The sequence below is a fragment of the Shewanella sp. HN-41 genome (assembly GCF_000217915.1).
In the GTDB taxonomy this organism is placed as follows: Bacteria; Pseudomonadota; Gammaproteobacteria; order Enterobacterales; family Shewanellaceae; genus Shewanella.
In genome coordinates this window covers 124,076-147,355 of the sequence record NZ_AFOZ01000044.1, presented here as the reverse complement: position 1 = coordinate 147,355, position 23,280 = coordinate 124,076, and the positions used below count along the sequence as shown (strand labels likewise).

Below are 23,280 nucleotides of genomic sequence, written 5' to 3'. Positions count from 1 at the left end.
CTCTTTATTTAAAGCACCAAAGGAGTGGTTATGCCATGGACACAGCAACAGGCTCACCCCTTAGCCGCAAATATGCGGCTAATCTGTCGTTATCATCGATTGTCGACCCGCTTTGAACTGATCGCCGAACATGCCCCCGCCGCTAGCGAATCGAGCGGGGAATGTGTCTCACATATGGCTGACTGTGGGTTGGCCAGCGCCCCCGTTGGCGTATGAAGCGAGCTTATCCTGCGCCAACCCCTGTATTTTTGGCCGAGAACGATTTATTTCAATATTGCCCAGCAAAATTACCGCCTGTTTGTTATGGCTTAATTCGAAGCTGAATCGTTCCTGTATAGAGTGCATTTAGTCCTTACAAACTGTAACCCTCACTATGTGTTTGTTGTAATATCCGCAGCGTTTAGTTATTGGCTTAAATCATTAGGGAAGTATGATGAAAAAATTATCTTTAGTTACCATCTCTTTATTATCAATATTAGCGACAACCCAAGTTTCTGCTGCAACCGACACGACAGGATTTTATGTGGGTGGCGCATTGAATAGAGTAACAGTTGATGGTGATGATTTTACTGACTCTCAGTCAGGTACTGGTTTTGGTGTTTATGGTGGTTATAACTTCAACGACTGGTTTGGTTTAGAAGCTAACCTGTTTGCTACTGGCGATCTAGGTGATAAGGATGTCGATGTTAGCGCTGGTGCACTAAGCTTTACGCCTAAATTTACCGCACAAATCAATGATATTTTCTCTGTTTACGGCAAAGTGGGTATCGCTTCTATGGCGATAGTGCTTGATGGCAATGGTTTTGATGAAGATTTGACTGGTTTTGGGTGGACCTACGGTGTAGGCGTTAATGCTGCCGTGACCGAGCACCTCAATATTCGTGTCAGTTATGATGTCACCACGGGTGAACTGGATGCTGATAATAACTATCTAGGATTAAATGATATTGACACAGATATTAAGCAATTCGCTGTCGGTGTACATTATCAATTCTAATTCGTTGGTGTTTAGCGCATGGAATTGTCGCTAGTCGCCATAGAATAAATTTGTAAAAAAGGGATATGAACATATCCCTTTTTATTATCTATGATTAAGTTGGTGCCGCTATCATTGACGTGAAGCGCTTAATCCATCGACAGCTCTTTTAATTTTCGCGTTAGCGTATTTCGTCCCCAACCTAAACGTTTCGCGGCTTCTTGTTTATGCCCTTGGGTATGGCGCAGCGCAGTTTCCAGCAGAATTCGCTCGAAAGCGGGTTGCACCTCGGTCAATAGATCGCTATTTCCCTCCGAGAGTTTTTGATCTATCCACTCAGTCAGTGCTGATTGCCAATCTTGGCTGCCCTTCGCCGCGTGGGTCACACTCACAGGCTCTTTGAGCAGTTCTGGCGGTAAATCCTGGGGTAAAATTTCCTGTCCAGAAGCCATTACTGTGAGCCAGCGGCAAGTGTTTTCGAGTTGCCTTACGTTACCCGGCCAGGGGAGCTGCGAGAGCTTAGCCGCAGTTTCTTTGGTCATGATCTTAGTTTCAACGCCGATTTCCTTTGCCGCCGAGGCCAGAAAATGGGTGGCGAGCTGGGGTATGTCCTCCCGTCTTTGTGAGAGTGGCGGCAAGTGCACGCGGATAACGTTGAGGCGATGGAATAAATCTTCCCTAAAGCCACCTTTTTGCACTAATAATTCAAGATCTTGGTGTGTTGCCGCGATAATGCGCACATCAACTTGTACCGCGCTGTGGCCACCGACACGGTAGAATTGGCCATCGGCGAGAACCCGTAGCAGTCGTGTTTGCACATCCAGCGGCATGTCGCCGATTTCATCTAAAAAGAGCGTGCCACCGTTAGCTTGCTCGAAGCGTCCTTGGCGCACATTGGCGGCACCTGTGAAGGCGCCTTTTTCATGGCCGAAGAGCTCAGACTCGATTAAATCCTTTGGAATTGCCGCCATATTTAAGGCGATAAAGGGTTTATCTTTGCGGGGGCTGTGTTTATGTAATGCCCCCGCAACCAGTTCTTTACCCGTTCCCGACTGGCCATTAATGAGCACGCTGATGGATGAGCGTGACAGCCTGCCTATGGCGCGAAATACCTCCTGCATCGCAGGCGCTTCACCTATGATTTCGGGGGTCTTGACTTGGGCTTCCTGTGCGGGTGCGGGGCTCTGCTCGGTGGCATGGGTGAGCGCTCGCTCGACGAGGGATATAGCCTCATCGATATCGAAGGGTTTGGGTAGATACTCAAATGCACCCGCTTGATAGGCACTGACGGCACTGTCTAAGTCCGAGTGCGCCGTCATAATGATCACGGGAATATGTGGGTAATGGATTTGCAGCCTTTCGAGTAGGCTGAGCCCATCTGTCCCCGGCATACGGATATCAGACACTATTACCCTAGGCTGGGAGATCTCTAATGCCTGCCATAGGGACTCCGCCGCGGCAAAACTGGCGGTACTGAGTTTGGCGCCTTGGAGCGCTTTTTCGAGCACCCAACGTATTGAACTGTCATCGTCGAGGATCCACACTTGTTCACTCATTCGCATCTTGCTTCCTCATACGGTATGGGTTGGTGCTGTTGCAATTATTTGGCGCTTAAAATCGGTAAAGAAATAATAAATTCGGTATGCCCTGCGCTGGAGAGACAATCGATTCTGCCCGAATGTAATCGGGCAATATTATGGGCAATGGATAGACCTAACCCAGAACCTTGTTCACGACCTGTAACCATAGGGTAAAACAGCGTATCCATTAACTCGGTCGGTATGCCCGGGCCATTGTCGATAATCGATAATGTCAGTACCAACTTGTGTCGCTGTGAGCCTATTGTCACTTGATGTTGGGTGCGAGTGCGGATCAATATTTCACCGCCAGAGTGTTCAAGTGCTTGGACTGCGTTTTGCAAAATGTTGAGCACAGCCTGCTGCATTTGATCTGGATCCATCTCGATATCGGGAATGGACGGATCATAGTCTCGCTTAAGCTGGATATTGGCGGGCAGCGTCATTTCAACCAGTTTGTAAACCTTCTGCACGACTTGATGAATGTTATGCAGGCTATGTTGGGTTGGTCGCTGTGGGCCTAATAGGCGGTCGACTAAACTACGCAGACGATCGGCTTGTTCTATGATGAGCGTGGTAAATTCCTTTTGTGCTGGGTCATCGAGTTCCCTGGATAATAGCTGCGCCGCTCCGCGCAGACCTCCTAGGGGGTTTTTTATCTCGTGGGCCAAATTACGCACTAAAAACTGCGCAGCCTGTTGTTGTGCATCTTGACTCAGTTGCTGGTGGATACGTCTCTGTTGGTCGACTTGGCGCAGCTCGAGCAGACTCAGTTGTGTCTCATCTTCGAGGGGGATCAGGGTAAGATCCACAGTGTGATGCTGGCCATCAAGGGTGACGAGTGGGGCCGTATTTACCGTTAATCCTTGGCTGGCCTGTACGGCATCACTCAGCAACTGCGCTTCGACGCCGAGAATTTGATAATGCTCAGGCAAAGCTTGTTCTACGAGTCTATGGCTGCCAACACCTAACAGTTGCTCTGCTGCTGCGTTGGCATAGCAAGGCTTGAGATCCTTATCTATGACAAGTACCGCGGTTACTAAATGATTAAGCAGAGTCTCTTTGTCCATCGACCATTCCTGAAAATAAAGTTGCACCACTATGGTGCACCAATTTGGTGCAAGCTGCAACTCGACTTCATCAAACGGTTTAATTTATCCTGAACAACCTAATCTATTGTTATTAAATGTTTTAATTTGATTTTGGTTGTTTCTTTGGGGATTGACTCATCCCCGCTTGATGAAGAAATATCTTTCTTGGTGAACTAGATGCAAAGACTTTGCCGTTTTGAGTCATAGCGTCAACAACAATGGTATGTTCACCTCTATCTATGTTGGTGAGTTTAAATATGCCGCTCACTTGGGGTTGGCCAACCACCTGTCCATCGAGCTTTAACACCATCAGATATCGGCTCTTAATCTCGGGAGTCACAATGGCTGTAACTTCAAAGTCGCCATTATTATCCCTGACTGTCGCTTCTTCTTCAGGTGAAGTGATATTGACTTGATAAGCCATTTTTTCAATCACTTGATTGTTAGCGCTTGCATCGAGTTGGGGAGGAGGTAAGGCGATTTGATTCAATGTTTTTTCTTTCAACTCAACCACTTCTGCATTAGGGTGTGGCTCATCTGAGTAGTGGACTTTCCCGTCCTTATCGACCCATCTATACACAGTTGCCTGTGCGAGCATACTAAATAGCAATAAGCCTATGAGTGTGAATGTGCGCATGCAAAAGCCCTTTTATCGTAGAGGGGAAGTTAATCAAGATTAGTCTGTTTGCCATCAAAAATCATGGTGTTTATGATGCGGCGTCGTTACATGGAAGGCGTAAAGTGGGAGCGGAAAGGGGGGATTGAAACTGAACTGGGTTGAATTCGATGAAGCTCGGGCACAATCATGTACCCGAACTCGAGTCATCAATTATACGCTTGCATCGAGTTGTTTCTCGATTTCACTCGCTTTAACCCAAGCGGCATGTTGGGATAATTGAGTGGCATAGCGTTGAATATGTTCAAATTTTATGAGGTCGCCACTGTTAGCCAGTAGCTCCACCACGAAGGACATCATGATATCCGCACCTGTGAGCTTGTCTGCAACCAGATAGGTTTTACCGGCCAACATATCATTGAAGTAGTGGCTTATCTTACTGACCTCTGTCGCCGCATAACCTTCAAGGAAGTTAGTTTTACAGCCATCCTTTTGCACAAACATACGCAGCAATAAGGGCAACATGGCCGAGCTTTCAGCAAAGTGTAGCCATTGCAAATAACTGACATAATCTGCACTGTCTCTTGCTGGTGCTAAGGTATCTGCAGCATATTTTTCAATCAGATACTCAGTGATCGCGCCCGACTCGGCTATCACTTGACCGTCCATTTCAATAACGGGTGATTTGCCTAACGGATGAATCTGCTTGAGTTCGGGTGGTGCGAGAAAAGTCTGGCTATCACGCTGATAACTCTTAATTTGATACGGTTGACCGAGTTCTTCTAGCAACCAGATGATACGTTTAGAGCGTGACTTATTGAGATGGTGCAAAGTGATCATTGGCTTGCCTTTTGACGGTGAGAGTCGATTTTAGCTATCGCACCATTATGGTGCGATAGTACTTTTTTAACGCATTTAGGATACTTGTACGCCTGTCTTTGTTCATTTCAAGCTGAGTGTGTCGTGTATTTATCGCTTAGCCCCTCGCGTTCAGTTGCGCGATGATGGCCTGCGCCACGGCTTCGGATGATCCTGGGTTTTGACCTGTGATCAAATGGCCATCTGCGACGACAAAGCTTGCCCAATCGTCCCCTTTGACATAAGTGCCGCCGTTTTTCTGCAGCATGTCTTCGACCAAAAATGGCACGATATGAGTAAGTTGCACTGCTTCTTCTTCAGAATTACTGAAACTGGTAACGCGCTTGCCGCTGACCAATGGCTTACCATCACTGGCTTTAGGGCGCAGCAGTGCCGCAGGCGCATGACATACGAGCCCTAAGGGTTTATTGGCTTGATAAAACTGTTCAATCAAGGCGATAGAATGTTTATCTTCGGCAAGATCCCACAGTGGGCCGTGGCCGCCTGGGTAGAAAACCGCATCATAATCTGCTGCGTTGATTTCACTTAAGCGAGTGGTATTTGCTAGCAGTGCTTGTGCCTCAGGATCTTTACTGAAGCGCGCAGTGGCTTCGGTTTGAAAGTCTGGCTCATCACTTTTAGGGTCGAGCGGGGGTTGACCGCCCAGTGGCGAGGCTAAGGTAATGTTAAAACCTTTATCTTTAAACTCATAAAAAGGTGAGGCGAATTCTTCGAGCCAAAAGCCGGTTTTTAAACCTGTGTCGCCGAGTTTATCGTGTGACGTAAGCACCATTAATATATTCATTTTCATACCTTTACCTAAGTTGCTCACATCAATACGTGTGAGCTTTGGGTTTAGTTCATTTGACGTTATAGGGCTAAGGTCAAAATGTCACGGCTCATTGCTGGGTCAATGTTGCCATGTTCGCCGAGTGCCACCATGCCGTGCAGTTCAAGCTGTTTCACTAGGGTATCAACGTGGCTGGCATCGAGATCATAGGCAGATAAATGTGTCGGTATGCCCATGGCTTCGAAGAAAGCCTTGGTTTTTGCAATAGCGGCATCGATGCGCTCGTCATCGGAACCTGTGTTGATGTGCCACACTCGGTCTGCGTATTGAAGTAACTTTTCGCGTTTAGCCTCTTTTGTACATTGCAGCAGGGCAGGCAATACGATTGCCAATGTGCGCGCATGGTCGATATCGTACAGCGCGGTCAGTTCATGACCTATCATGTGGGTTGCCCAGTCATGGGGCACGCCGACGCCAATCGTGCCGTTGAGTGCCATAGTGGCGACCCACATTAAGTTAGCGCGAATGTCGTAGTCTTCCGGTTGAACTAGCACCTGTGGACCAAGCTCAATCAAGGTTTGTAACAGACCTTCGGCAAATCTGTCCTGTACGGCGGCGTTGACTGGGTAGGTGAGGTATTGCTCTGTGATATGTACAAAAGCATCTACTACACCGTTGGCCACTTGGCGCTCTGGCAGGGTGAAGGTTTTCGTCGGATCGAGTATTGAGAATTGTGGATAAACCAAGTCATTACGGAATGGCAGCTTAGCTTGCAGTGATTTGCGGGTCACTACGCTGGCGTTGTTCATCTCTGAACCCGTCGCAGGCAAGGTTAATACTGAGCCAAAAGGCATAGCTTGAGTCACTTTTGCACCCCAGCTAGTGAGTATGTCCCAAGGTTCGCCTTCGAATACCGCAGCTGCGGCAACAAATTTAGTGCCATCGATAACAGAGCCACCACCTACTGCGAGGAGGAAGTCGATCTTCTGTTCGCGCACTTGGGCAACGGCTTTCATTAAGGTTTCATAGGTTGGGTTTGGCTCAATGCCATCGAACTCGACGATGAAACGATTGCCAAGTGATTGTTTTACTTCATCTAGCGTGCCTGTCTTTCTGGCGCTGCTGCCGCCAAATAGGATCATAACTTTGGCATCGCTCGGTACTAAAGCATCAATTTCGGCGATAGTGTCTTTACCAAAGCGGATACGGGTTGGGTTGTAATAGTTAAAATTTAGCATGGATGATTTATCCCTTATCACTTTAAGTGAGCTACTTTAAATTAGCAGTGTTAAATGCGCTGCGTTAATTAATCGCCCATCAAATTAGTAGACCAGTCGTCTAATTTGAGGGCGTGAAAATGTATTTTTAAAAATCTGGGCTGACTGATATCAGCAAATATTGGTTTTGAATCGGTATTAAGTTAAAGGGCCGTTTTAGGCGTTAAAATGGCTTTAGTCGTCACTAGCGCACGTTCGAGTGCCGCGGGGCTATGGCCTAACTTGTTCATTAAGCTGGCACCTAACCACATGTGATACAACATTTCAGCGGTCGATTGCGGATTTTGCTCGGCGATTGAACTGTCGTTTATGCCAACTTGAACACAAGTGGTTAACCTGTCGATGATGCCGGCGGAACCTTTAAGCAAGGCAACGCGCATGGCTTCGGATAAATCGGCCACTTCGGCACTGAGTTTCACGACGAGGCATTTTTGATCTACGCAGCCATCGGCTTGTACGTGCAACCATTGTTGCCAGTACTGCATCAAGCGTTGATAGCCCGTCAGTGTTGAGTCATTGAATAATGTGTCTAAATCTAACTGATATTTCTCGAAATAATCAGTTATGAGCGCTTCGCCAAACTGTTCTTTGGATTTGAAGTAATGATAAAACGAGCCTTTAGGCACTTCGGCCGCCTGCAGCAGTAGCGATAAGCCGACGCTGGAGAAGCCTCTGCGGACGATCAGCGTATAGCCGATGTCGAGAATATGCTGGCGAGTGGATTGGGTTTCAATTTTCATGTGGCTTAGGATAAATTAAATTAGACCGGTCGTCTAGTGTTGTTTTTATCGGCAATATCAGCACGCTCGCTTTAGTCTTCATTATGTCGCGAGCTTTAAGCGGCCCTAGTCAGCTTAACAAAACGGCCGGATTGATAGAAAGTCAAACGGATAAAGTATTCTGATATTGTGGCAAGGAGAAATAGTCGGGCGGGACAAAATACCCACAGTGCTGAGATAAATCGTCACTGTGAGCATTCGATTAACCATTGGTATTGAAATCAATCGAGAGGATCAGAGATAACTGCAACAGTACTCTGCAATGGCTGTGTTACGAATTTTAAAGCTGACATTTGCAGCAAGCTCAAACTGAGTACCTGCTTCGAAGGCTTCCCAGGTCGAAGCTCCAGGGAGCAGGACTTCAAATGTACCGCTGGTGACTTCCATAATTTCGCCTTGAGAAGTCGAGAATTCATATTCTCCAGGCAGCACTACGCCTAAGGTTTGCTTACTGCCATCGGCAAAAAATACGCTACGACTGGCCACTTTACCCTCAAAGTAGATGTTGGCTTTTTTAGCGACTGATACTTGTTCAATTAAACTCATTATTAATCCTCTATAAATTGGCTTGAGATGAATTTATATGCATATTTAATAAATTTCAATGCATCATTTGCTGTGTGGTTCTGCGTGCTGAATATAAAGTGATGCTAACATTCTGTTTATAAGTGTTTTTCACTATATCATTTTGTTTGGAATGGTCGGTATGGCCTAGCTGTTATTTAAAGTTATTAATCATTTTTTTATTTAAAAAGAATTAGATAGCAGTATTTTTTGACCTTTTGATGAAAATAATCTGCGCCGCTTTGTTTAGCAGAGATTCTTCTCCTATAGTTTTAGGGCAGATGTAATGCTGCAAAGAGTGAAGGAATGGAATTCGAAGCGCGACAAGGAGTCTCCCCATGGGTTTTACTCGTAAAATTCAGCTGATCAGTTTATTGATTGTCCTATTACCCCTCATATTTGCTACCGCGATAGTGACTTACATTGCTCGGGATGAGTTATTTGCCGAGGCTCAGTCTCGTTTAGTGGCGGTGCGCGAGATCAAACAGCGACAGATTGTCGGTATGTTTCAGGATTTTTCAGATAACTTGCAGGCAGTGAGTGCCGTCATCGCCAGCCAAAAAAGCCTCGATACTCTCTCCGACATAGATGAGACCTTAAGGTCATTAAATAAGTCTTTAGGTTTCTACGATCTGTTTATCATTCGGGATGACGGCACAGTTTAAGGTGTAGGTATTTGCGCTGTATTTGCCGTGTTCAACCTTAGTTGGTGCTGCGAATATGACTGAGCTGGATGTTACACATCCGCCAGAAATGGATTTCTGGCGGATATTTTTATCGGGACTTCAGTTGGTTATCCCATGAGTGACAATTAACGTTTACGCCAAATTGTCATTTCCGAGATGGAATGTTGGAATTTACGTTTAGTCTCGCGGATGACGAAGGGGATCTCCTTCACTGCGACTAGCTCAAATTGGCCGATCAAGGTTTCGGTCAGGCCATCTAAGGTGGTGAAGTTCTCTCCTTTGACTTTAACACCACCTAACCATTTATCCTTCGGCGTATAATCCTCAAGCCAAGTGTATGGCGATGCAATGACAAGATAACCTCCTTGATTTATCCGCTGGCCAATACTGGTTAAAAAGTGCTTAGGATCGTTCAGTCTGTCGATGAGGTTCGAGGCATAAACTAAATCGTAACCAGTGTAGATGGGCTTCAAGTTACAGGCGTCTCCCTGCATAAAGTTGACCTTTTTCGCCTCTCGCTCATATCCCAGTTTCGCGATACTCGCGCTCTTAAACTCCTGTAAGTCACCTTCGGTACGTATGGTGTAGCGTTTCTCACCTTGTTCGGTCAGCGCATAGGCCTGTTGAATAAAGCGTGCCGAAAAGTCGATACCATCAACATGATCAAACACTTTTGCCAGCTCAAAACTGGCGCGTCCAACGGAGCAGCCGATATCGAGTGCTTTGGCTGTATGGGTGAGTTGAATTTCACTCAGCGCTTGCTGCACGCCATTCACGCAGAAGTTAGCGACACCAAAATATTCGGCACCATAGTGAAACTCAAGGTATTGGGAAATCAGTTCATCGGTTTCGTACACGTTGACCTCGGCTATTTGGGCTGGATTTTGTAGGGACTCCACATAGCGAAACCCCGCATGTTGATAGAAGTGACGCCGGAATGCGTAGCGTGAGGAGGCAATGGCTTCATTCCCTGTGGAAATCCAAGAGCCGCCTTTGATGAGGTTATGTTTACCGTCGAATGTCGGGGTCGAGAAATCGTCGTACAGAGGGTGCACTGCAAAACCGTTAAAGCCATCGATAGCCGTTTCTGTCCATTGCCAGACGTTGCCAATAATGTCGAAAAAACCATTATGTTCGAATCGATTGGTTGGGCAGGAAGAGGCGTAATAGGCTAGTGCGATATTACCCGGCACTTCATGCCAGTCTGGCGCATCGACGGGAATATTTTGCCGAAGAATGTACCATTCTGCCTCGGTGAGTAAACGGATGCTGCTTTGGTTCTGCTGGGATTTCCAATTACAGAAAGCCTTAGCTTCGAGCTGATTCACCTCCACAGGCCAATTCAAGGGGAGGGGAATTTCTGTCGTCAAATTGCGTTGCCACCATTTTCCCTCCCGCTGGCACCAAAAACGTGGCATTTTCGCCTGTGTATAGGAGAGCCAGGCTTGGCCTTCTTCATTCCAAAAATGCGCCGTTTGATATCCACCCGCCGTAACGAAGGCGAGATATTCTTGATTGGTGACTAAATACTTTGATGCCTTAAAATCAGCGACCTTAAAGGTTTTATTACCGTATTCGTTATCCCAACCATAGGTTTGATCCGTTTCCTTTTTCCCTAGGGTTATTTTTTGTCCTGCCACGGCAATGAGTTGATTTGGTTCGGCTATGTCTGAGTCATGGCATTCGGGCCAATGTGGGTTGGGTGCGACATGTTCGATTGGCAGTTGGCGGATGATGACGGATGAGGTTTCTAAATGGATACGTTCATGCTCAATCCCCATCAGAATGATCCAGGCTGGGCTCTCCTGAGTGATTGGCAATGATAGTGGCATAGTGTCTATGACCCTGTTAACCACTTCTTCCACCTGTTGACGATATTGGCGAACATCCGACACGCTGGGCCATTGGTAATGGGTGTCATCTAAATCATCCCAGGACATCTCATCGACACCTATGGCAAACATGGATTCGAAGTTGTCATTTACCCTTTCGTCGAGAAATTTGCCGAGTTTGAGTTTGTTGATATAGAAAGTGGCCGTATGCCCAAAATAAAAAATCAGTGGATGGCGTAGCGGTTCGGCTTTCAGAAAGTAGGCACAATCCTGCTGGATAAGATCAAACAGTGATTCGTACAGTGCCCAGGTCTGGTTAAAATATTGCTTTAGTGTTTGACGTTTTTGCACCTCATTATCACCCGTGAGTTTGAGGGATTGAGGGTTTTGCATGTTCGGCTTTTCCATAGGGCAAGCAAACTCCATATTTGTAGGCCTGCAATGCAAGCGTGGTAATGGCTTATCGGTATTACGACTGTATACGCTCAAGCGAGATCTAGGATCATAGTGCCGACAGCAGATGTCATTTTATCTCTTCGTTTTCCCAAACTAACAGAAAGGTCAAGAGAGTCCAATGCCAGTATCCTAGGTTGCATATCAGATGATATGACCTTGTTGTTTAGTCTTTTATTGCAATGTCAAAGGGGAGAGTTCGGGGCTCAGCACAGTAAAAATTATTTTATCCTTGAACAGTATTTTCTCTCCCTAGGTTAAGGCAGAATGATCCCGTCCGTAACATTATTATGCAGGATATAACGGGATGACAATGAACGCATTATGGATACCCGCCTGGTATGAACTTGATCCGTCACTCGTAGTGGGCGTGACTGAGGAGTTTATATTTCATAAACCCGCGACTAACGAGGCATTAAGATTTTACAGCGGAGCCAAGGGTAACCCAGCCGTAAAGGCGACTGGAACAATTTCGGCCATACATCATAACGTCTTGGGGGATATAGAGAGTGTTGATGCTCAGGGGCTTGATTATACTTTAGTTTTAAAGGATGGACGCCGTCTGTTAGTAAATGCAGAGGAAGATCCTGGGCAAATTTACGAGTGGGTTGATGAGAGCTGGCAACCCTCTGATATGGTGGTCCTCGATTGGCAGTTAGAAGTGAAATTGGCCTCTTTGTCACCATTGACACCGATGGGTTAACAGGGGTGTCATTTTAAGGGGTAGTTAGGTTCCGCCACTGTGGCCTGCTGCTCCTCCATCAGCTCTTTCAATAACAGATATTCCTGCTTTATTTGAGCAACGTAGGTGTCGTGAAACTCCAATGTATTAAATTCTTCTAGGCAGAGTCGATAACGCCGCAATTGCTCCTCTCTATCCTCATCGTTATATGGCATTTCCATTAGCCTTGGATTGACTCCATTCTGTATTTCATCCTTGAGTGCGCATTTTAACGTTTTTCCATTAGGTGTTATTGAACGTCCTTGATGACAGTCTAATGACATGGATATATCTGGTGGCTAAATTTAATATTTAGCCTTTATAAACATATTGTTAAATAAGTTCTTGCAGTTTTTACATGATCTGAGTACCGATTTGCTCAATAGAACAATGGGAAAAGGCTTACACAGGCAAAATATTTTGGCTGCATATCCCGCTAGAACCCAATACCAGAGTATTGGATTGTCCCTAAGGAGATTTTGGTCTAGATTGGGGCATTTCTTGTTTCTTAACTGGCGCTTTTTTTCTGCCCTCTGGAGCCGTGTAATGGCGAATATTTTGCTGGTTGCTAACCTCAACTGTGATCGGATTTTATTGCTTGATAAACCATTAAAAACAGGTGGTCGTTTTCATTATCAAGACGGTGGACAAAGGTTGGGGGGAGGTGGGGCGAATACCGGGCTCGGCCTAGTGTGGGCGGGTCATAGGGTTGCACTTGTCAGTCAGGTAGGTCGGGATAAAGTGGGTGATTGGGTCATCGCAGAGGCGAGTACTCAAGGGCTGGATTGTCGTTTGGTGCAGCGCCGTCCCGGTAATACCTGTGAAATGCTGCTCGTGATGACGCCCGACGGTGAACGCACTATTATTCGCCCCCAAAGACCGATATTTGAATTATCTGTGCCACCCAAGTGGCAGCAGTGGGATGCGCTGTATTTTAATACTTCGGCTGAGGGGGCGGTCAGTTGGGCAAAAACAGCACTAGATCATTGCCTCGTTGTCGCCCAATTAGCTAAGGACGATAGGCCAAGACCCTGCCATGTGTTATTGGCATCGGCGAGTGATATGCAGGGGCGATGTGAAACCGCATTCTGGGACTATGGTGTGAGTATTGCTGGGGACTCACTCGATTACTTTGTGGTTACCGATGGTATCAATGGGGCCAAGGTATATACCCAAGATCAAGTGCAGCATGTCCCCGCTGTCCCCGCGAAAGTCGTCGATACCACAGGTGCCGGAGATGCCTATGCGGCGGGGTTAATACATAGCTTGTGTCTGGGGCAGACAATTACCCAAGCCATGGCCGAAGGCGCTATCTGGGCAGCGTTTGCGGTGGCGACAGACAGTTCGATTCCTGGGGATGCACTGAAACAGTATTTAGAGACAAAAGAGTCGACGTAAGAGTTGTTATTTAAGGGTTGAGTCATCTTTCTGTCATTTAGGCTTGGTAGATTAGCCACAGTGACGCATAGCTCTTGTCCTTTAACATTTTCTGATATTTTTCTCCCATCTTGTTGTTTCGCATGTTTTGCCCCGTTTCCCCAACGGGGCATTTTTTTACCCAAAAAATGTTATTTCCCTCAAGAACGTTCATGTTGCTGAAATATTGTGCGGCAATTACATAATTGCGTTAACATTTGTTCAGCTCAAATACTTGAAAAAAATAATAAGCCGTTCAAAGTATGTCGTCGTTGGAGTTAAGAATGGGCAATCATGTTTGGAATGATAAAAAGAAATTTATTTGGTTGTTGTCGGTATTATTATTGACCGCATTTTTAGTCACTAGTGGTATCAGTTACAAAGTTGCCCATGATTCACTCAGTCAGCAAATTGAGAGTAATACCTTACCCCTCACCAGCGATAATATTTACTCAGAAATTCAACAGGATCTGCTGCGTCCGATTTTTATTTCTTCCCTGATGGCCCAGGACACCTTTGTTCGAGATTGGACATTAAACCGCGAACAAGAGCCTGAGAAGCTCATTCGGTATTTAAAGGAAATCCAAGAAAAGTACGGTACGGTGACGAGTTTTTTCGTCTCCGAGCAGAGTCGTAACTATTACCACCCAAAGGGTATTTTAACGCAAATTCAAGATGTTGAGCCAAATGACGCTTGGTACTTTAGAGTGCGTTCTTTGCCTGAGGCTGAGCATTATGAGATCAATATCGATGCCGATACGGCGGATAGGACTAAGACAACCGTATTTGTAAACTACAAAGTATTTGATTTTGAAGGTAAGTTTATTGGTGTTACCGGTGTTGGTTTAGCGGTAGAGAAGGTTAAGTCACTGATTGAGCTTTATCAAAAACGTTATAACCGGCGGGTTTTCTTTACCGATAGGCAGGGGAATGTGACCCTACATGGCGATGAATATGATGGTGCCGATTCATTGCAAACCAGTGCTGGCCTCGACACCTTAGCGACGCGTATTTTGACTAGCCCGAGTGCGGCCTTTAGTTATCATAAAAATGGTAAAACCATCTATTTGAACAGCCGTTTAGTCCCTGAGTTTAAATGGTATTTAATTGTTGAACAGGAAGAAGCCCCACAGGAACAAGAACTCCTTAACACCTTCTGGGGTAATTTGGCGTTGAGTCTAGTGGTTACTCTTGGCATTCTATTTATCTCCAACATGACCCTAGGCCGCTATCAGCGTAAGTTGGAGATCATGGCCTCGACGGATAAACTCACCGGCGCCGCTAACCGGCAAGTGTTTGAAGAGTATTTTCATCGCGCATTGGAGAAAGCCAAGTCGGATCAAGCCGCCATGTCTATCCTGTTACTCGACATAGATCACTTTAAAAAAGTGAATGATAACTATGGACATAGCATTGGCGATCTCGTATTGAAAACCGTATGTAACCTATTGCGCGGTCAACTTAAAGAGCAAGACGTGTTGTGCCGCTGGGGGGGAGAGGAGTTTTTAATCCTAGTGCCAGAAATGGATTTAAGCCGAGCGGCGGAGTTTGCTGAGCAGATTTGTCGGACGATTTCTCAACGGGAGCTTAAAGTTAACGGGGTTCACATCTCTATTACGGCCAGTATCGGTGTGGCGGAGTCTCAGGAGCAGGAACCCGTGGAAGATTTAATTAAACGGGCCGATTTAGCCTTGTATCAAGCAAAAGAGGCTGGGCGTAATCAAGTTGCATTAAATCACTAAGTTATTGAACACTAATGGTTTAATGTGGTCGAGTGTTGTATGCCCGCTTTTTCTCCCAAGACGCTCCTTTAGGGATCCAACATTCTGCTAGCCCGATAGAGTGATTTACAATTTTAAGCTGCTATTTAGTATGGTCTTAGTCGCAGGTGTGTTGAAGCCTCGCCGTGTGTATTTATGTCTTGTCAGCCATTGAGAAGGGAGTTACCGATGTTGTTGGTAAACAAGTTATCTGGATTGTATACAGGGTCAAATATCCAAGAGATTGAAGGGGTTTCTACAGGGATTAACGGTAAGCAAGCCGCAGAGCAACTGATAGTGCATCTCGATCATGTCGAAGGGGATGTCCAAGCCGATCCTAAACACCACGGTGGGCTCGACCGGGTGTTGCATCATTTTCCCCGTGAACACTATGGCCAATATCGCCGTTGGGATTTAATCACTCGGTTCGAAGATGCCCCTAGTATGGGGGAAAACATCAGTACAGTTGGGCTCAATGAAACCCAAGTGAATATTGGTGATGTCCTGCAGATTGGTCAGGTAACAGTGCAGGTCACTCAACCTCGTTCACCCTGTTTTAAGCTAAACCTACAATTTGGCCACAGGGATTTTGCATTGGCCATGCAGCAAAGCCAGTTATGTGGCTGGTTCTACCGAATACTCACCCCAGGAGTGATTCAGTTACAAGATAAAATTGAATTGCTTGAGCGCCGAACCGATATCTGTGTGGCCGAGGCCATGGCACTCTATTTTTCCCCCACCTTTAATGCCAGCGGCTATGATCGTTTAGCTTCCTGTGAGGGATTAGCACAGAGTTGGGTTAATAGTCTACAACGGCGCTTAGCATCGCAAACGGTGGAAGATTGGCAAATGCGCTTATATGGGCCGAGCGGTAAATAAGTATTTATAATGATAAATCAAGGATGACCTTATGATTGAACCCGTTACAAAAAGTGATAGAGATTTTGGCTTACTGGTATACGCCTCAAGCTTTATTGGATACCTAGTGCCGCTGGGCTCAATTTTGGGACCACTGACCATCTGGTTGATGAAACGCGAAGAGTCAGTATTTGTCGATCAATGTGGTCGCAGTTGTTTGAACTTTAAACTGAGTTTGCTGATCTATGTGATTATCAGTGGTGTGCTGGCCTTCATAGGTATTGGATTTATCTTCTTAATTGTGCTCGCTATTTTGGATCTTGTGTGCACTGTGCTTAGGATCATCAAAGCCAGTGAGGGGCAAGTGTATCGTTATCCTCTCACCATTAGATTTATTGCGGTGGATTGAGTGTTAATGGAAATAAAGAAAACGCCTTAGATGTCTCCATCTAAGGCGTTTTTTATGGGGCAGGAATAAAGAGTTACACCTTAAACTTAGCCACTAAAGTATCTAAGCGGTGGGCTAATTGATTCAGTGCGAGGCTCGCCTGTGCTGCGGCTTGAGCCGTGTTGGCGGTGCGTTGGGTGATATCGTTAATTTCAGTTACGTTACGGTTGATATCCTCCACCACGGTCGATTGCTCTTCCGTTGCGGCGGCCACTTGAATATTCATATCGCTGATTAAACCTATGCGGTCACTGATACCAACTAAGGATTGACTGGCTTCATCGACGGCCGCGACCCCTTCATGGGAGCGAGTACGGCTCTGGGCCATTGCCGCTACGGCGCGGCTTGCCTCAGACTGCAGTTTGTCTATCATTCCTTGCACTTCATTGGTCGATGCCGCAGTACGCGATGCTAAATTACGCACTTCATCGGCTACGACGGCAAAACCGCGTCCCGCTTCACCGGCGCGTGCCGCTTCAATGGCAGCATTCAGGGCCAACAGATTCGTTTGCTCGGAAATGGCGCGGATCACATCTAAAATCCCCCCAATGGACTTAGTGTGGGTCGCAAGGGACTCGATCACTTCACCGACCTGTTCCACATCCTTAGATAGTTGATTAATGGTATCCCGTGCACGAGTGACGACCACCTGACCGCTGCTAGATTCAGTATCGGCATCTTTAGCGGCAACGGCGGCTTGGGCGGCATTGCTGGCAATTTCATTCACCGTCGCCCCCATCTCATTGATAGCGGTGACCACCATCATAGTGCGATCTTTCTGCTCGTGGCTGTCTTCTAAGGTTTGCTGGGCCTGATTGGACACATCCTTCGCCGAAAATCCGAGTTGTTCGCTGGTTTGGGCTACTTCAATGACCGACTCTTGGATCTTGCTGATAAAGCTGTTAAATCCTTGGGCTAACTGCGCAATTTCATCTTCACCATTGACGGGTAAGCGTTGACGTAGATCACCTTCACCTTCACCAATATCACGGAACATGGTAGCGACTTGGGCAATAGGACGGCTGACCGAGCCTGCGACCACAATCGCAAGCATAATAAAGCCTGCGGCAATGATCAGGGTCCAAATAAGGATCTGGTAGGCAGCATCTTTTAGGAGCGCAAACACCTCAGCCTCCGGGACTTGGGCGACTAAATACCAATCCATCGAAGGGATATAGCTACTGGCCACAAAGGTGTTTTCACCATTGATCTCAATATCGATTAAATTGAAATCGCTACGATTTAACAATGAACTTGAATTAGAGCCTGAGTACAAGCTGCTGAGGCTGCTCTTACCAATCTGCTGTGGATCCGGGTGAAGTTTCACTTCGCCCTTAGCGTCGACTAAGTAAACAAAACCCGTATCTTCAATTTTAAAAGAGCCGAGTAAACGCACCATATCATCGAGGGATTTGGCTAGACCGACTAAGCCTCGACCATTGGGTTGCTGATAGTTGATAAAGAGTTTTACTTCGCCGTTGGCCTCGGTAAACACGTTTAACATACGTTCTTGGCCACTATCCCGGTAACCAAAAAACCAGCCATCCTGTGCGGGGGTGAGTACGCGCAGAAACCCATCTTGAGTGTAATAGGCGGCGGTTTGTCTGTCGGCGTAGGAAGCCTGGGCCAATTTATATTGACGGGTGATGTCCTTTAATTGAGCAACGACTTGGGCCTCTTGCTCCTGTGGGCGATCGTTTTCGAGCCATTGCAATAGCATTCGGCTATTAGCGAGTTGCTCCGCGGCGTTCATTAAGCTGGAGATATCCAACTCAATTTTATTGCGTATTTGCATCATTAAGCTGGGCATTTCCGACCCGAGCATACGTTGTTGCACGACACTTTTAGCGCTGTTTTGGCTCAATACGCCGACGAGTATGGTCGACAGTAGCACTGCAAATGTCACTGTCAGCAGGATCTTCTGCTTGATGGTGAGGTTATTCAATATCATAAATATCAATATGCCTGTGTTGGACGTTTGGAAATATCGGTCGACGCACTCTTGTACAATAGTGGTTATCGGACAGGAATGTTAAAAGTTAACCTTAGTCTAGGTCGATTGCCGAATAAAACAGCGTATCAAGACATTTATTTGGCCTAACCCGTTGGTCTTGCGGTAGATCTAATTATGTAGAGTATAGATGGAAATGAGTTGCTGATTGAACGCGTGCGATTTTTATGGCGCAATTGTGACCAAAATGTATCTTTTAAGCAAGCAAAAGTAAGGCGTTCATTTGAACGCCTTATTCGTTTAGATTACATATTCGGATAGTTCGGTCCGCCGCCGCCCTCAGGGGTAACCCAAGTGATGTTTTGGCTCGGATCTTTAATGTCGCAGGTTTTGCAATGAATGCAGTTTTGCGCATTGATCACAAACTTAGGTTGACCCGCTTCTTCGACGATCTCATACACGCCGGCTGGACAGTAGCGCTGGGCAGGCTCATTAAACTGAGTCAAGTTAATGCCCAGTGGGATGCTGCTGTCTTTGAGGCGCAAATGGCAGGGTTGATCTTCCTCATGGAAAGTGCTCGACAGATAGACTGAAGACAGCTTGTCGAAGCTTAGCTTGCCATCGGGTTTTGGATAATCAATCTTGCTGTAAGCACTCACCGGCGCCATTTGTGCGTAATCTGGGTGTTCATCACGCAATGTGATAGGGAATTTACCCCCAAACCAGTTTTGATCTATGTAATTGAAGGCGCCACCGAGCAAAGTGCCAAACTTGTGCATTGCTGGACCAAAGTTGCGGGATTTATACAGCTCTTCATGTAACCAGCTTTCTTCAAAGTGGGTTTGGTAACAGTCGAGATCTTTACCGCCCTCAACCCCCGCCATCATAGCTTTGGCTAAGGTTTCCGCTGCAACGATACCGCTCTTCATCGCAGTGTGGGTGCCTTTGATTTTGGCGAAGTTTAAGGTGCCCGCATTGCAACCTATGATAAGACCGCCGGGGAAACTCATCTTAGGTAGCGAGTTTAAGCCGCCCTTAGTAATAGCGCGGGCGCCATAGCTTAAACGCTCACCACCGGTCAGATATTTCGCGATCACAGGGTGGGTTTTATAGCGCTGGAATTCATCGAAGGGGCTTAAGTGTGGATTTTTATAATTCAAATCAATAATCAGCCCGACCGCAATTTGGTTGTCTTCCATATGGTAGAGGAAACCACCGCCGGAGGCGCCATCGGTTAATGGCCAGCCACCGGTGTGCACGACTTTGCCTTGCTCGTGCTGCTCGGCGGGGACTTTCCAAATTTCTTTGAAGCCTAAGCCGTAATGTTGCGGCGTTTTACCGTTATCGAGATGATATTTTTCGATAAGTTGTTTGCCTAAGTGACCACGGCAACCCTCGGAGAATACGGTATATTTAGCGTGCAGTTCCATGCCGGGCATGTAACTGTCCTTGGGCTGGCCATCGGCGCCGACGCCCATATCGCCAATTAAAATGCCTTTAACACTATTATCTTCATTAAATAGCAGTTCGCTCGCGGCAAAGCCGGGGAAGATTTCGACACCCAGTTCTTCGGCGCGAGTGGCGAGCCAACGGGACAAATTGCCTACGCTGATAATGTAATTGCCTTCGTTGTGCATGGTTTTTGGCACAAGGGCATTCGGCATGGCTCGGCCTTCTGTGGCGGAGCTGAGTAGGTAGATTTCATCCTGGGTGACAGCGGTTTTCACCGGAGCATCTTTTTCACGCCAGTCGCTAAACAGTTCATCTAATACCTTAGGTTCGAATACTGCGCCTGATAGAATATGCGCGCCCACTTCAGAGCCTTTTTCTACCACACAGACGGTGATTTCTTTACCTGAATCCTGTGATATTTGCATTAACCGACACGCAGTAGCCAAGCCTGCTGGCCCTGCCCCGACGATAACAACATCGAATTCCATTGATTCGCGTTCCATCAGTTCACCTCTTCCTTCGCGTTTCCCCAATTTTTATCGGGTGTTGTAGTTTGTAAACGGGCGTTTTATTGCTAACACCCACCTTACCTGAAAATAGGGCAAGGGCACAGTGGATAAACCTACTGTTTAGTCTAATTGAATACAAATCTTTGGGTGAGCACTGTCACAGATTATTCACGCCAAGGGGAACTTGGCTAATAAATACCTGTTTAGGGGTATAGCTCGGAGCCACTTTCGGCCTATAATCACGGCTGACGGTTCTCCGAGCTTGCCTGCCTAAGTCAATAGATATGGAGGTGTAGCCGTGGTAATAATGCCACCGGGGTGAGTAAAGAAATGCTCTCACCTCCCACACTTGGAAAGGTGATCATGTCTCAATTACAAGACAGCTTTGGTCGAAAATTTCACTATTTGCGGATGTCGGTCACTGACGTCTGTAACTTTAAATGTAGCTATTGTCTCCCCGATGGTTACCACCCCAATGGCAAGCCACAATTCTTATCTCTCAATGAGATAGAAAACTTAGTATCCGCATTTAGCCAAGTGGGTACCCAAAAAATCCGCATTACAGGTGGCGAGCCTACGCTGCGTAAGGACTTTACCGACATTATTCGCGTAGTGGCCAATAATCCCCACATTCATACCATTGCGACTACCACTAACGGCTATAGACTCGAGAAACATGCCAAAGAGTGGTTCGATGCCGGGTTACGACGTATCAATGTCTCAGTGGATAGCTTAGATCCTAAGATGTTTTATCAAATCACCGGTGAGAACAAGTTTGATGCAGTGATGCGGGGCATTGATGCCGCATTATCGGCGGGTTTTGAGCGGGTAAAGATTAATGCTGTGCTACTGAAGGGGCTGAATGATAAAGATTTACCCCGCTTTTTGCATTGGATTAAACACACACCAATCGACCTGCGTTTTATCGAGTTGATGGAGACGGGTTTAGGCCGCGAGTATTTTCAGGCCCACCATCTAGCGGGTGCCGATATCAAGGCGCAGTTATTGGCGGACGGTTGGCAATTCGATGCCCCAAGCGCCTCCGATGGCCCGGCTCAAAATTTTAGCCACAGCGATTATAAGGGCCGTATTGGTTTGATCATGCCCTATGCCAATAATTTTTGTGCTACTTGTAACCGTTTGCGCGTATCTGCAAAGGGCAAATTGCATTTATGCCTCTTTACCGAGTCCGGCGTCGATTTGCGTGATCTACTGCAACATCCTGATCAACAAGCGGAATTAATTGAGCGCTTACACGGTCAGTTAGCCCAGAAGAAAGAAACCCATTATCTGCACCAAGGCATTACTGGGGGTGACCCAACATCTTGCCTCTATTGGTGGCTAGGGCGGATCTGCTCGCCTTAGCAATAATGTTGGATTGAGCACTGCTAGTTGCACCCTTTCCCTGCGCCTTGATTAGGCTTCATTTTAAAGGAACGCTTTAATGAGCAATGTATTTACCCATATCAATGCCGATGGCAATGCCCATATGGTCGATGTGACCGAGAAGGCCGTGACCGAGCGTGAAGCCCGCGCCGAAGCCTTTATCGAGATGGCGAGCACGACACTCGAGATGATCATGAGCGGCAGTCATCACAAGGGTGATGTGTTTGCCACCGCGCGGATTGCGGGAATTCAAGCGGCGAAAAAGACCTCAGATCTGATCCCTTTATGTCATCCGCTGATGTTGACTAAGGTCGAGGTCGATTTAGAGGCACAGCCCGAACATAACCGCGTGCGGATCACCAGCTTATGTAAATTATCCGGCAAAACAGGGGTCGAGATGGAGGCCCTCACTGCGGCTTCAGTGGCGGCGCTCACTATTTACGATATGTGCAAAGCCGTGCAAAAAGATATGGTGATTTCCCAAGTTCGCCTGCTGGAAAAGCGTGGCGGCAAGTCTGGGCATTTTAAGGTTTAGCGGATCAAAAACGAGGGAAGATTATGATTAACGTGTTGTTTTTTGCCCAAGTTCGAGAATTATTGGGCACGGCCAAGTTAAGCATTGAAGCTAATGAGCAGATGCAAACAGCCGAAACATTACGCGCTGCACTAGCGGCAACCGATGATAAATGGGCCAAGGTATTAACCTCTGATAAATTGCTGGTCGCGGTCAACCAAACGATTAGCCAATGGGATGCGCCCGTTAAAGACGGTGATGAAGTGGCCTTCTTTCCACCCGTTACAGGGGGTTGATATGCGTCTGTTACCCGCAATTCGAGTGCAAGAAGTCGATTTTAGTGTGGCCGATGAATACCACCAGTTAGCCCAAGACGATAGTGATGGTGCCGTCGTGACCTTTATTGGCAAGGTACGGGATTTTAACGATGGTGCTACGGTCACAGATCTCACCTTAGAGCATTATCCGGGCATGACCGAAGCTGTGCTAGAGCAAATTGTCGCCGAGGCGCGCAGCCGCTGGCCACTGAACAAAGTCACAGTGATCCACCGTGTCGGCACTATGGCCCTAGGTGAGCAAATTGTGTTCATTGGGGTGACCAGCGCCCATCGCAAAGCCGCCTTTGCCGCCTGTGAGTTTTTAATCGACTTTTTAAAAACCAAGGCGCCCTTCTGGAAACTAGAAGCGGGTGAGCAAGGCAAAAATTGGGTTGAAGCAAAGGATGCCGATGAACAGGCGGCGCAGTTGTGGCAACACAAAGAGTAGC

23 protein-coding genes, 1 pseudogene and 1 riboswitch are annotated in these 23,280 nt (G+C 46.8%); of the genes and pseudogenes, 12 read left to right on the top strand and 12 right to left on the bottom strand.

The window, feature by feature from the left end; all coding sequences use genetic code 11:
- Positions 1 to 30: 30 nt before the first annotated feature.
- Positions 31 to 216 (top strand): hypothetical protein, encoded by a 186-nt coding sequence (locus SOHN41_RS18030; protein ID WP_007651841.1) that lies wholly within the window; start codon positions 31 to 33, stop codon positions 214 to 216.
- A gap of 217 nt (positions 217 to 433) precedes the next feature.
- Positions 434 to 997: a porin family protein gene (locus SOHN41_RS18025; protein WP_007651838.1), complete on the top strand. Its 564-nt coding sequence runs from the start codon at positions 434 to 436 to the stop codon at positions 995 to 997.
- Between the two features lie 128 nt (positions 998 to 1,125).
- On the opposite strand, the gene glnG is transcribed toward SOHN41_RS18025, so the two are convergent.
- The 8 genes from glnG to SOHN41_RS17985 form a co-directional block, all read right to left on the bottom strand.
- The gene (gene glnG, locus SOHN41_RS18020; RefSeq protein ID WP_007651837.1) at positions 1,126 to 2,538 is read right to left on the bottom strand and encodes a nitrogen regulation protein NR(I); all 1,413 of its coding nucleotides are present in this window, start codon (positions 2,536 to 2,538) and stop codon (positions 1,126 to 1,128) included.
- A 38-nt stretch (positions 2,539 to 2,576) separates the two neighbouring features.
- Positions 2,577 to 3,623, bottom strand: coding sequence for a nitrogen regulation protein NR(II) (glnL, locus tag SOHN41_RS18015; RefSeq protein ID WP_007651833.1), 1,047 nt, complete (start codon positions 3,621 to 3,623; stop codon positions 2,577 to 2,579).
- A 121-nt stretch (positions 3,624 to 3,744) separates the two neighbouring features.
- A complete protein-coding gene (locus tag SOHN41_RS18010; RefSeq protein WP_007651831.1) occupies positions 3,745 to 4,281 on the bottom strand; it encodes a DUF4124 domain-containing protein in 537 nt (178 codons plus the stop codon).
- 192 nt (positions 4,282 to 4,473) lie between these two features.
- Positions 4,474 to 5,100 (bottom strand): glutathione S-transferase family protein, encoded by a 627-nt coding sequence (locus tag SOHN41_RS18005; RefSeq protein WP_007651829.1) that lies wholly within the window; start codon positions 5,098 to 5,100, stop codon positions 4,474 to 4,476.
- A gap of 136 nt (positions 5,101 to 5,236) precedes the next feature.
- On the bottom strand, positions 5,237 to 5,929 hold the full coding sequence (locus SOHN41_RS18000; protein ID WP_007651827.1) for a type 1 glutamine amidotransferase domain-containing protein: 693 nt from the start codon (positions 5,927 to 5,929) through the stop codon (positions 5,237 to 5,239).
- A gap of 59 nt (positions 5,930 to 5,988) precedes the next feature.
- On the bottom strand, positions 5,989 to 7,146 hold the full coding sequence (locus SOHN41_RS17995) for an iron-containing alcohol dehydrogenase (RefSeq protein ID WP_007651826.1): 1,158 nt from the start codon (positions 7,144 to 7,146) through the stop codon (positions 5,989 to 5,991).
- Between the two features lie 182 nt (positions 7,147 to 7,328).
- Complete coding sequence (locus SOHN41_RS17990; protein WP_007651824.1) at positions 7,329 to 7,925, bottom strand: TetR/AcrR family transcriptional regulator; 597 nt, start codon at positions 7,923 to 7,925, stop codon at positions 7,329 to 7,331.
- 273 nt (positions 7,926 to 8,198) lie between these two features.
- Complete coding sequence (locus SOHN41_RS17985) at positions 8,199 to 8,510, bottom strand: pyrimidine/purine nucleoside phosphorylase (protein WP_007651821.1); 312 nt, start codon at positions 8,508 to 8,510, stop codon at positions 8,199 to 8,201.
- A gap of 356 nt (positions 8,511 to 8,866) precedes the next feature.
- Between SOHN41_RS17985 and SOHN41_RS17980 the strand changes: the two are divergent.
- A pseudogene (locus tag SOHN41_RS17980) lies at positions 8,867 to 9,190 on the top strand (methyl-accepting chemotaxis protein); the annotation flags it as partial.
- A gap of 149 nt (positions 9,191 to 9,339) precedes the next feature.
- Here the strand turns inward: SOHN41_RS17980 and ovoA are convergent.
- Positions 9,340 to 11,454, bottom strand: coding sequence for a 5-histidylcysteine sulfoxide synthase (gene ovoA / locus SOHN41_RS17975; RefSeq protein ID WP_037459602.1), 2,115 nt, complete (start codon positions 11,452 to 11,454; stop codon positions 9,340 to 9,342).
- Positions 11,455 to 11,806: 352 nt separating this feature from the next.
- Between ovoA and SOHN41_RS17970 the strand changes: the two genes are divergently transcribed.
- Positions 11,807 to 12,202 carry a hypothetical protein gene (locus tag SOHN41_RS17970; protein WP_007651815.1) on the top strand — a complete coding sequence of 132 codons (396 nt, stop codon included), beginning with the start codon at positions 11,807 to 11,809 and terminating at the stop codon, positions 12,200 to 12,202.
- Between the two features lie 8 nt (positions 12,203 to 12,210).
- Here the strand turns inward: SOHN41_RS17970 and SOHN41_RS17965 are convergent, their stop codons facing one another.
- The gene (locus SOHN41_RS17965; RefSeq protein WP_237703931.1) at positions 12,211 to 12,396 is read right to left on the bottom strand and encodes a hypothetical protein; all 186 of its coding nucleotides are present in this window, start codon (positions 12,394 to 12,396) and stop codon (positions 12,211 to 12,213) included.
- Between the two features lie 370 nt (positions 12,397 to 12,766).
- On the opposite strand from SOHN41_RS17965, the gene SOHN41_RS17960 reads away from it, so the two are divergent.
- The 4 genes from SOHN41_RS17960 (at position 12,767) to SOHN41_RS17945 (ending at position 16,663) form a co-directional block, all read left to right on the top strand.
- Entirely contained in the window at positions 12,767 to 13,618 is an 852-nt protein-coding gene (locus tag SOHN41_RS17960; RefSeq protein ID WP_007651813.1) for a PfkB family carbohydrate kinase, read from the top strand.
- A 302-nt stretch (positions 13,619 to 13,920) separates the two neighbouring features.
- The gene (locus tag SOHN41_RS17955) at positions 13,921 to 15,378 is read left to right on the top strand and encodes a sensor domain-containing diguanylate cyclase (protein WP_007651811.1); all 1,458 of its coding nucleotides are present in this window, start codon (positions 13,921 to 13,923) and stop codon (positions 15,376 to 15,378) included.
- A gap of 207 nt (positions 15,379 to 15,585) precedes the next feature.
- The gene (locus SOHN41_RS17950; protein WP_007651810.1) at positions 15,586 to 16,275 is read left to right on the top strand and encodes an MOSC domain-containing protein; all 690 of its coding nucleotides are present in this window, start codon (positions 15,586 to 15,588) and stop codon (positions 16,273 to 16,275) included.
- A 31-nt stretch (positions 16,276 to 16,306) separates the two neighbouring features.
- Positions 16,307 to 16,663: a DUF4870 domain-containing protein gene (locus tag SOHN41_RS17945; protein WP_007651807.1), complete on the top strand. Its 357-nt coding sequence runs from the start codon at positions 16,307 to 16,309 to the stop codon at positions 16,661 to 16,663.
- Between the two features lie 73 nt (positions 16,664 to 16,736).
- Here SOHN41_RS17945 and SOHN41_RS17940 read toward each other — a convergent pair whose 3' ends face one another.
- Together SOHN41_RS17940 and SOHN41_RS17935 are read right to left on the bottom strand one after the other, a co-directional pair.
- Entirely contained in the window at positions 16,737 to 18,653 is a 1,917-nt protein-coding gene (locus tag SOHN41_RS17940; RefSeq protein WP_007651806.1) for a methyl-accepting chemotaxis protein, read from the bottom strand.
- Positions 18,654 to 18,958: 305 nt separating this feature from the next.
- Positions 18,959 to 20,608: an electron transfer flavoprotein-ubiquinone oxidoreductase gene (locus SOHN41_RS17935; RefSeq protein WP_007651804.1), complete on the bottom strand. Its 1,650-nt coding sequence runs from the start codon at positions 20,606 to 20,608 to the stop codon at positions 18,959 to 18,961.
- A 248-nt stretch (positions 20,609 to 20,856) separates the two neighbouring features.
- A riboswitch (molybdenum cofactor riboswitch) is annotated at positions 20,857 to 20,990 on the top strand.
- Between SOHN41_RS17935 and moaA the strand changes: the two genes are divergently transcribed.
- The 4 genes from moaA (at position 20,978) to moaE (ending at position 23,279) form a co-directional block, all read left to right on the top strand.
- Positions 20,978 to 21,979 (top strand): GTP 3',8-cyclase MoaA, encoded by a 1,002-nt coding sequence (gene moaA, locus SOHN41_RS17930; protein ID WP_007651801.1) that lies wholly within the window; start codon positions 20,978 to 20,980, stop codon positions 21,977 to 21,979. It overlaps the preceding riboswitch by 13 nt.
- Positions 21,980 to 22,058: 79 nt before the next feature.
- Positions 22,059 to 22,535 (top strand): cyclic pyranopterin monophosphate synthase MoaC, encoded by a 477-nt coding sequence (gene moaC / locus SOHN41_RS17925; RefSeq protein ID WP_006079755.1) that lies wholly within the window; start codon positions 22,059 to 22,061, stop codon positions 22,533 to 22,535.
- A 23-nt stretch (positions 22,536 to 22,558) separates the two neighbouring features.
- Positions 22,559 to 22,810 carry a molybdopterin synthase sulfur carrier subunit gene (moaD, locus tag SOHN41_RS17920; protein WP_007651800.1) on the top strand — a complete coding sequence of 84 codons (252 nt, stop codon included), beginning with the start codon at positions 22,559 to 22,561 and terminating at the stop codon, positions 22,808 to 22,810.
- A gap of 1 nt (position 22,811) precedes the next feature.
- Positions 22,812 to 23,279 (top strand): molybdopterin synthase catalytic subunit MoaE, encoded by a 468-nt coding sequence (gene moaE / locus SOHN41_RS17915; protein WP_007651799.1) that lies wholly within the window; start codon positions 22,812 to 22,814, stop codon positions 23,277 to 23,279.
- Position 23,280 lies beyond the last annotated feature (1 nt).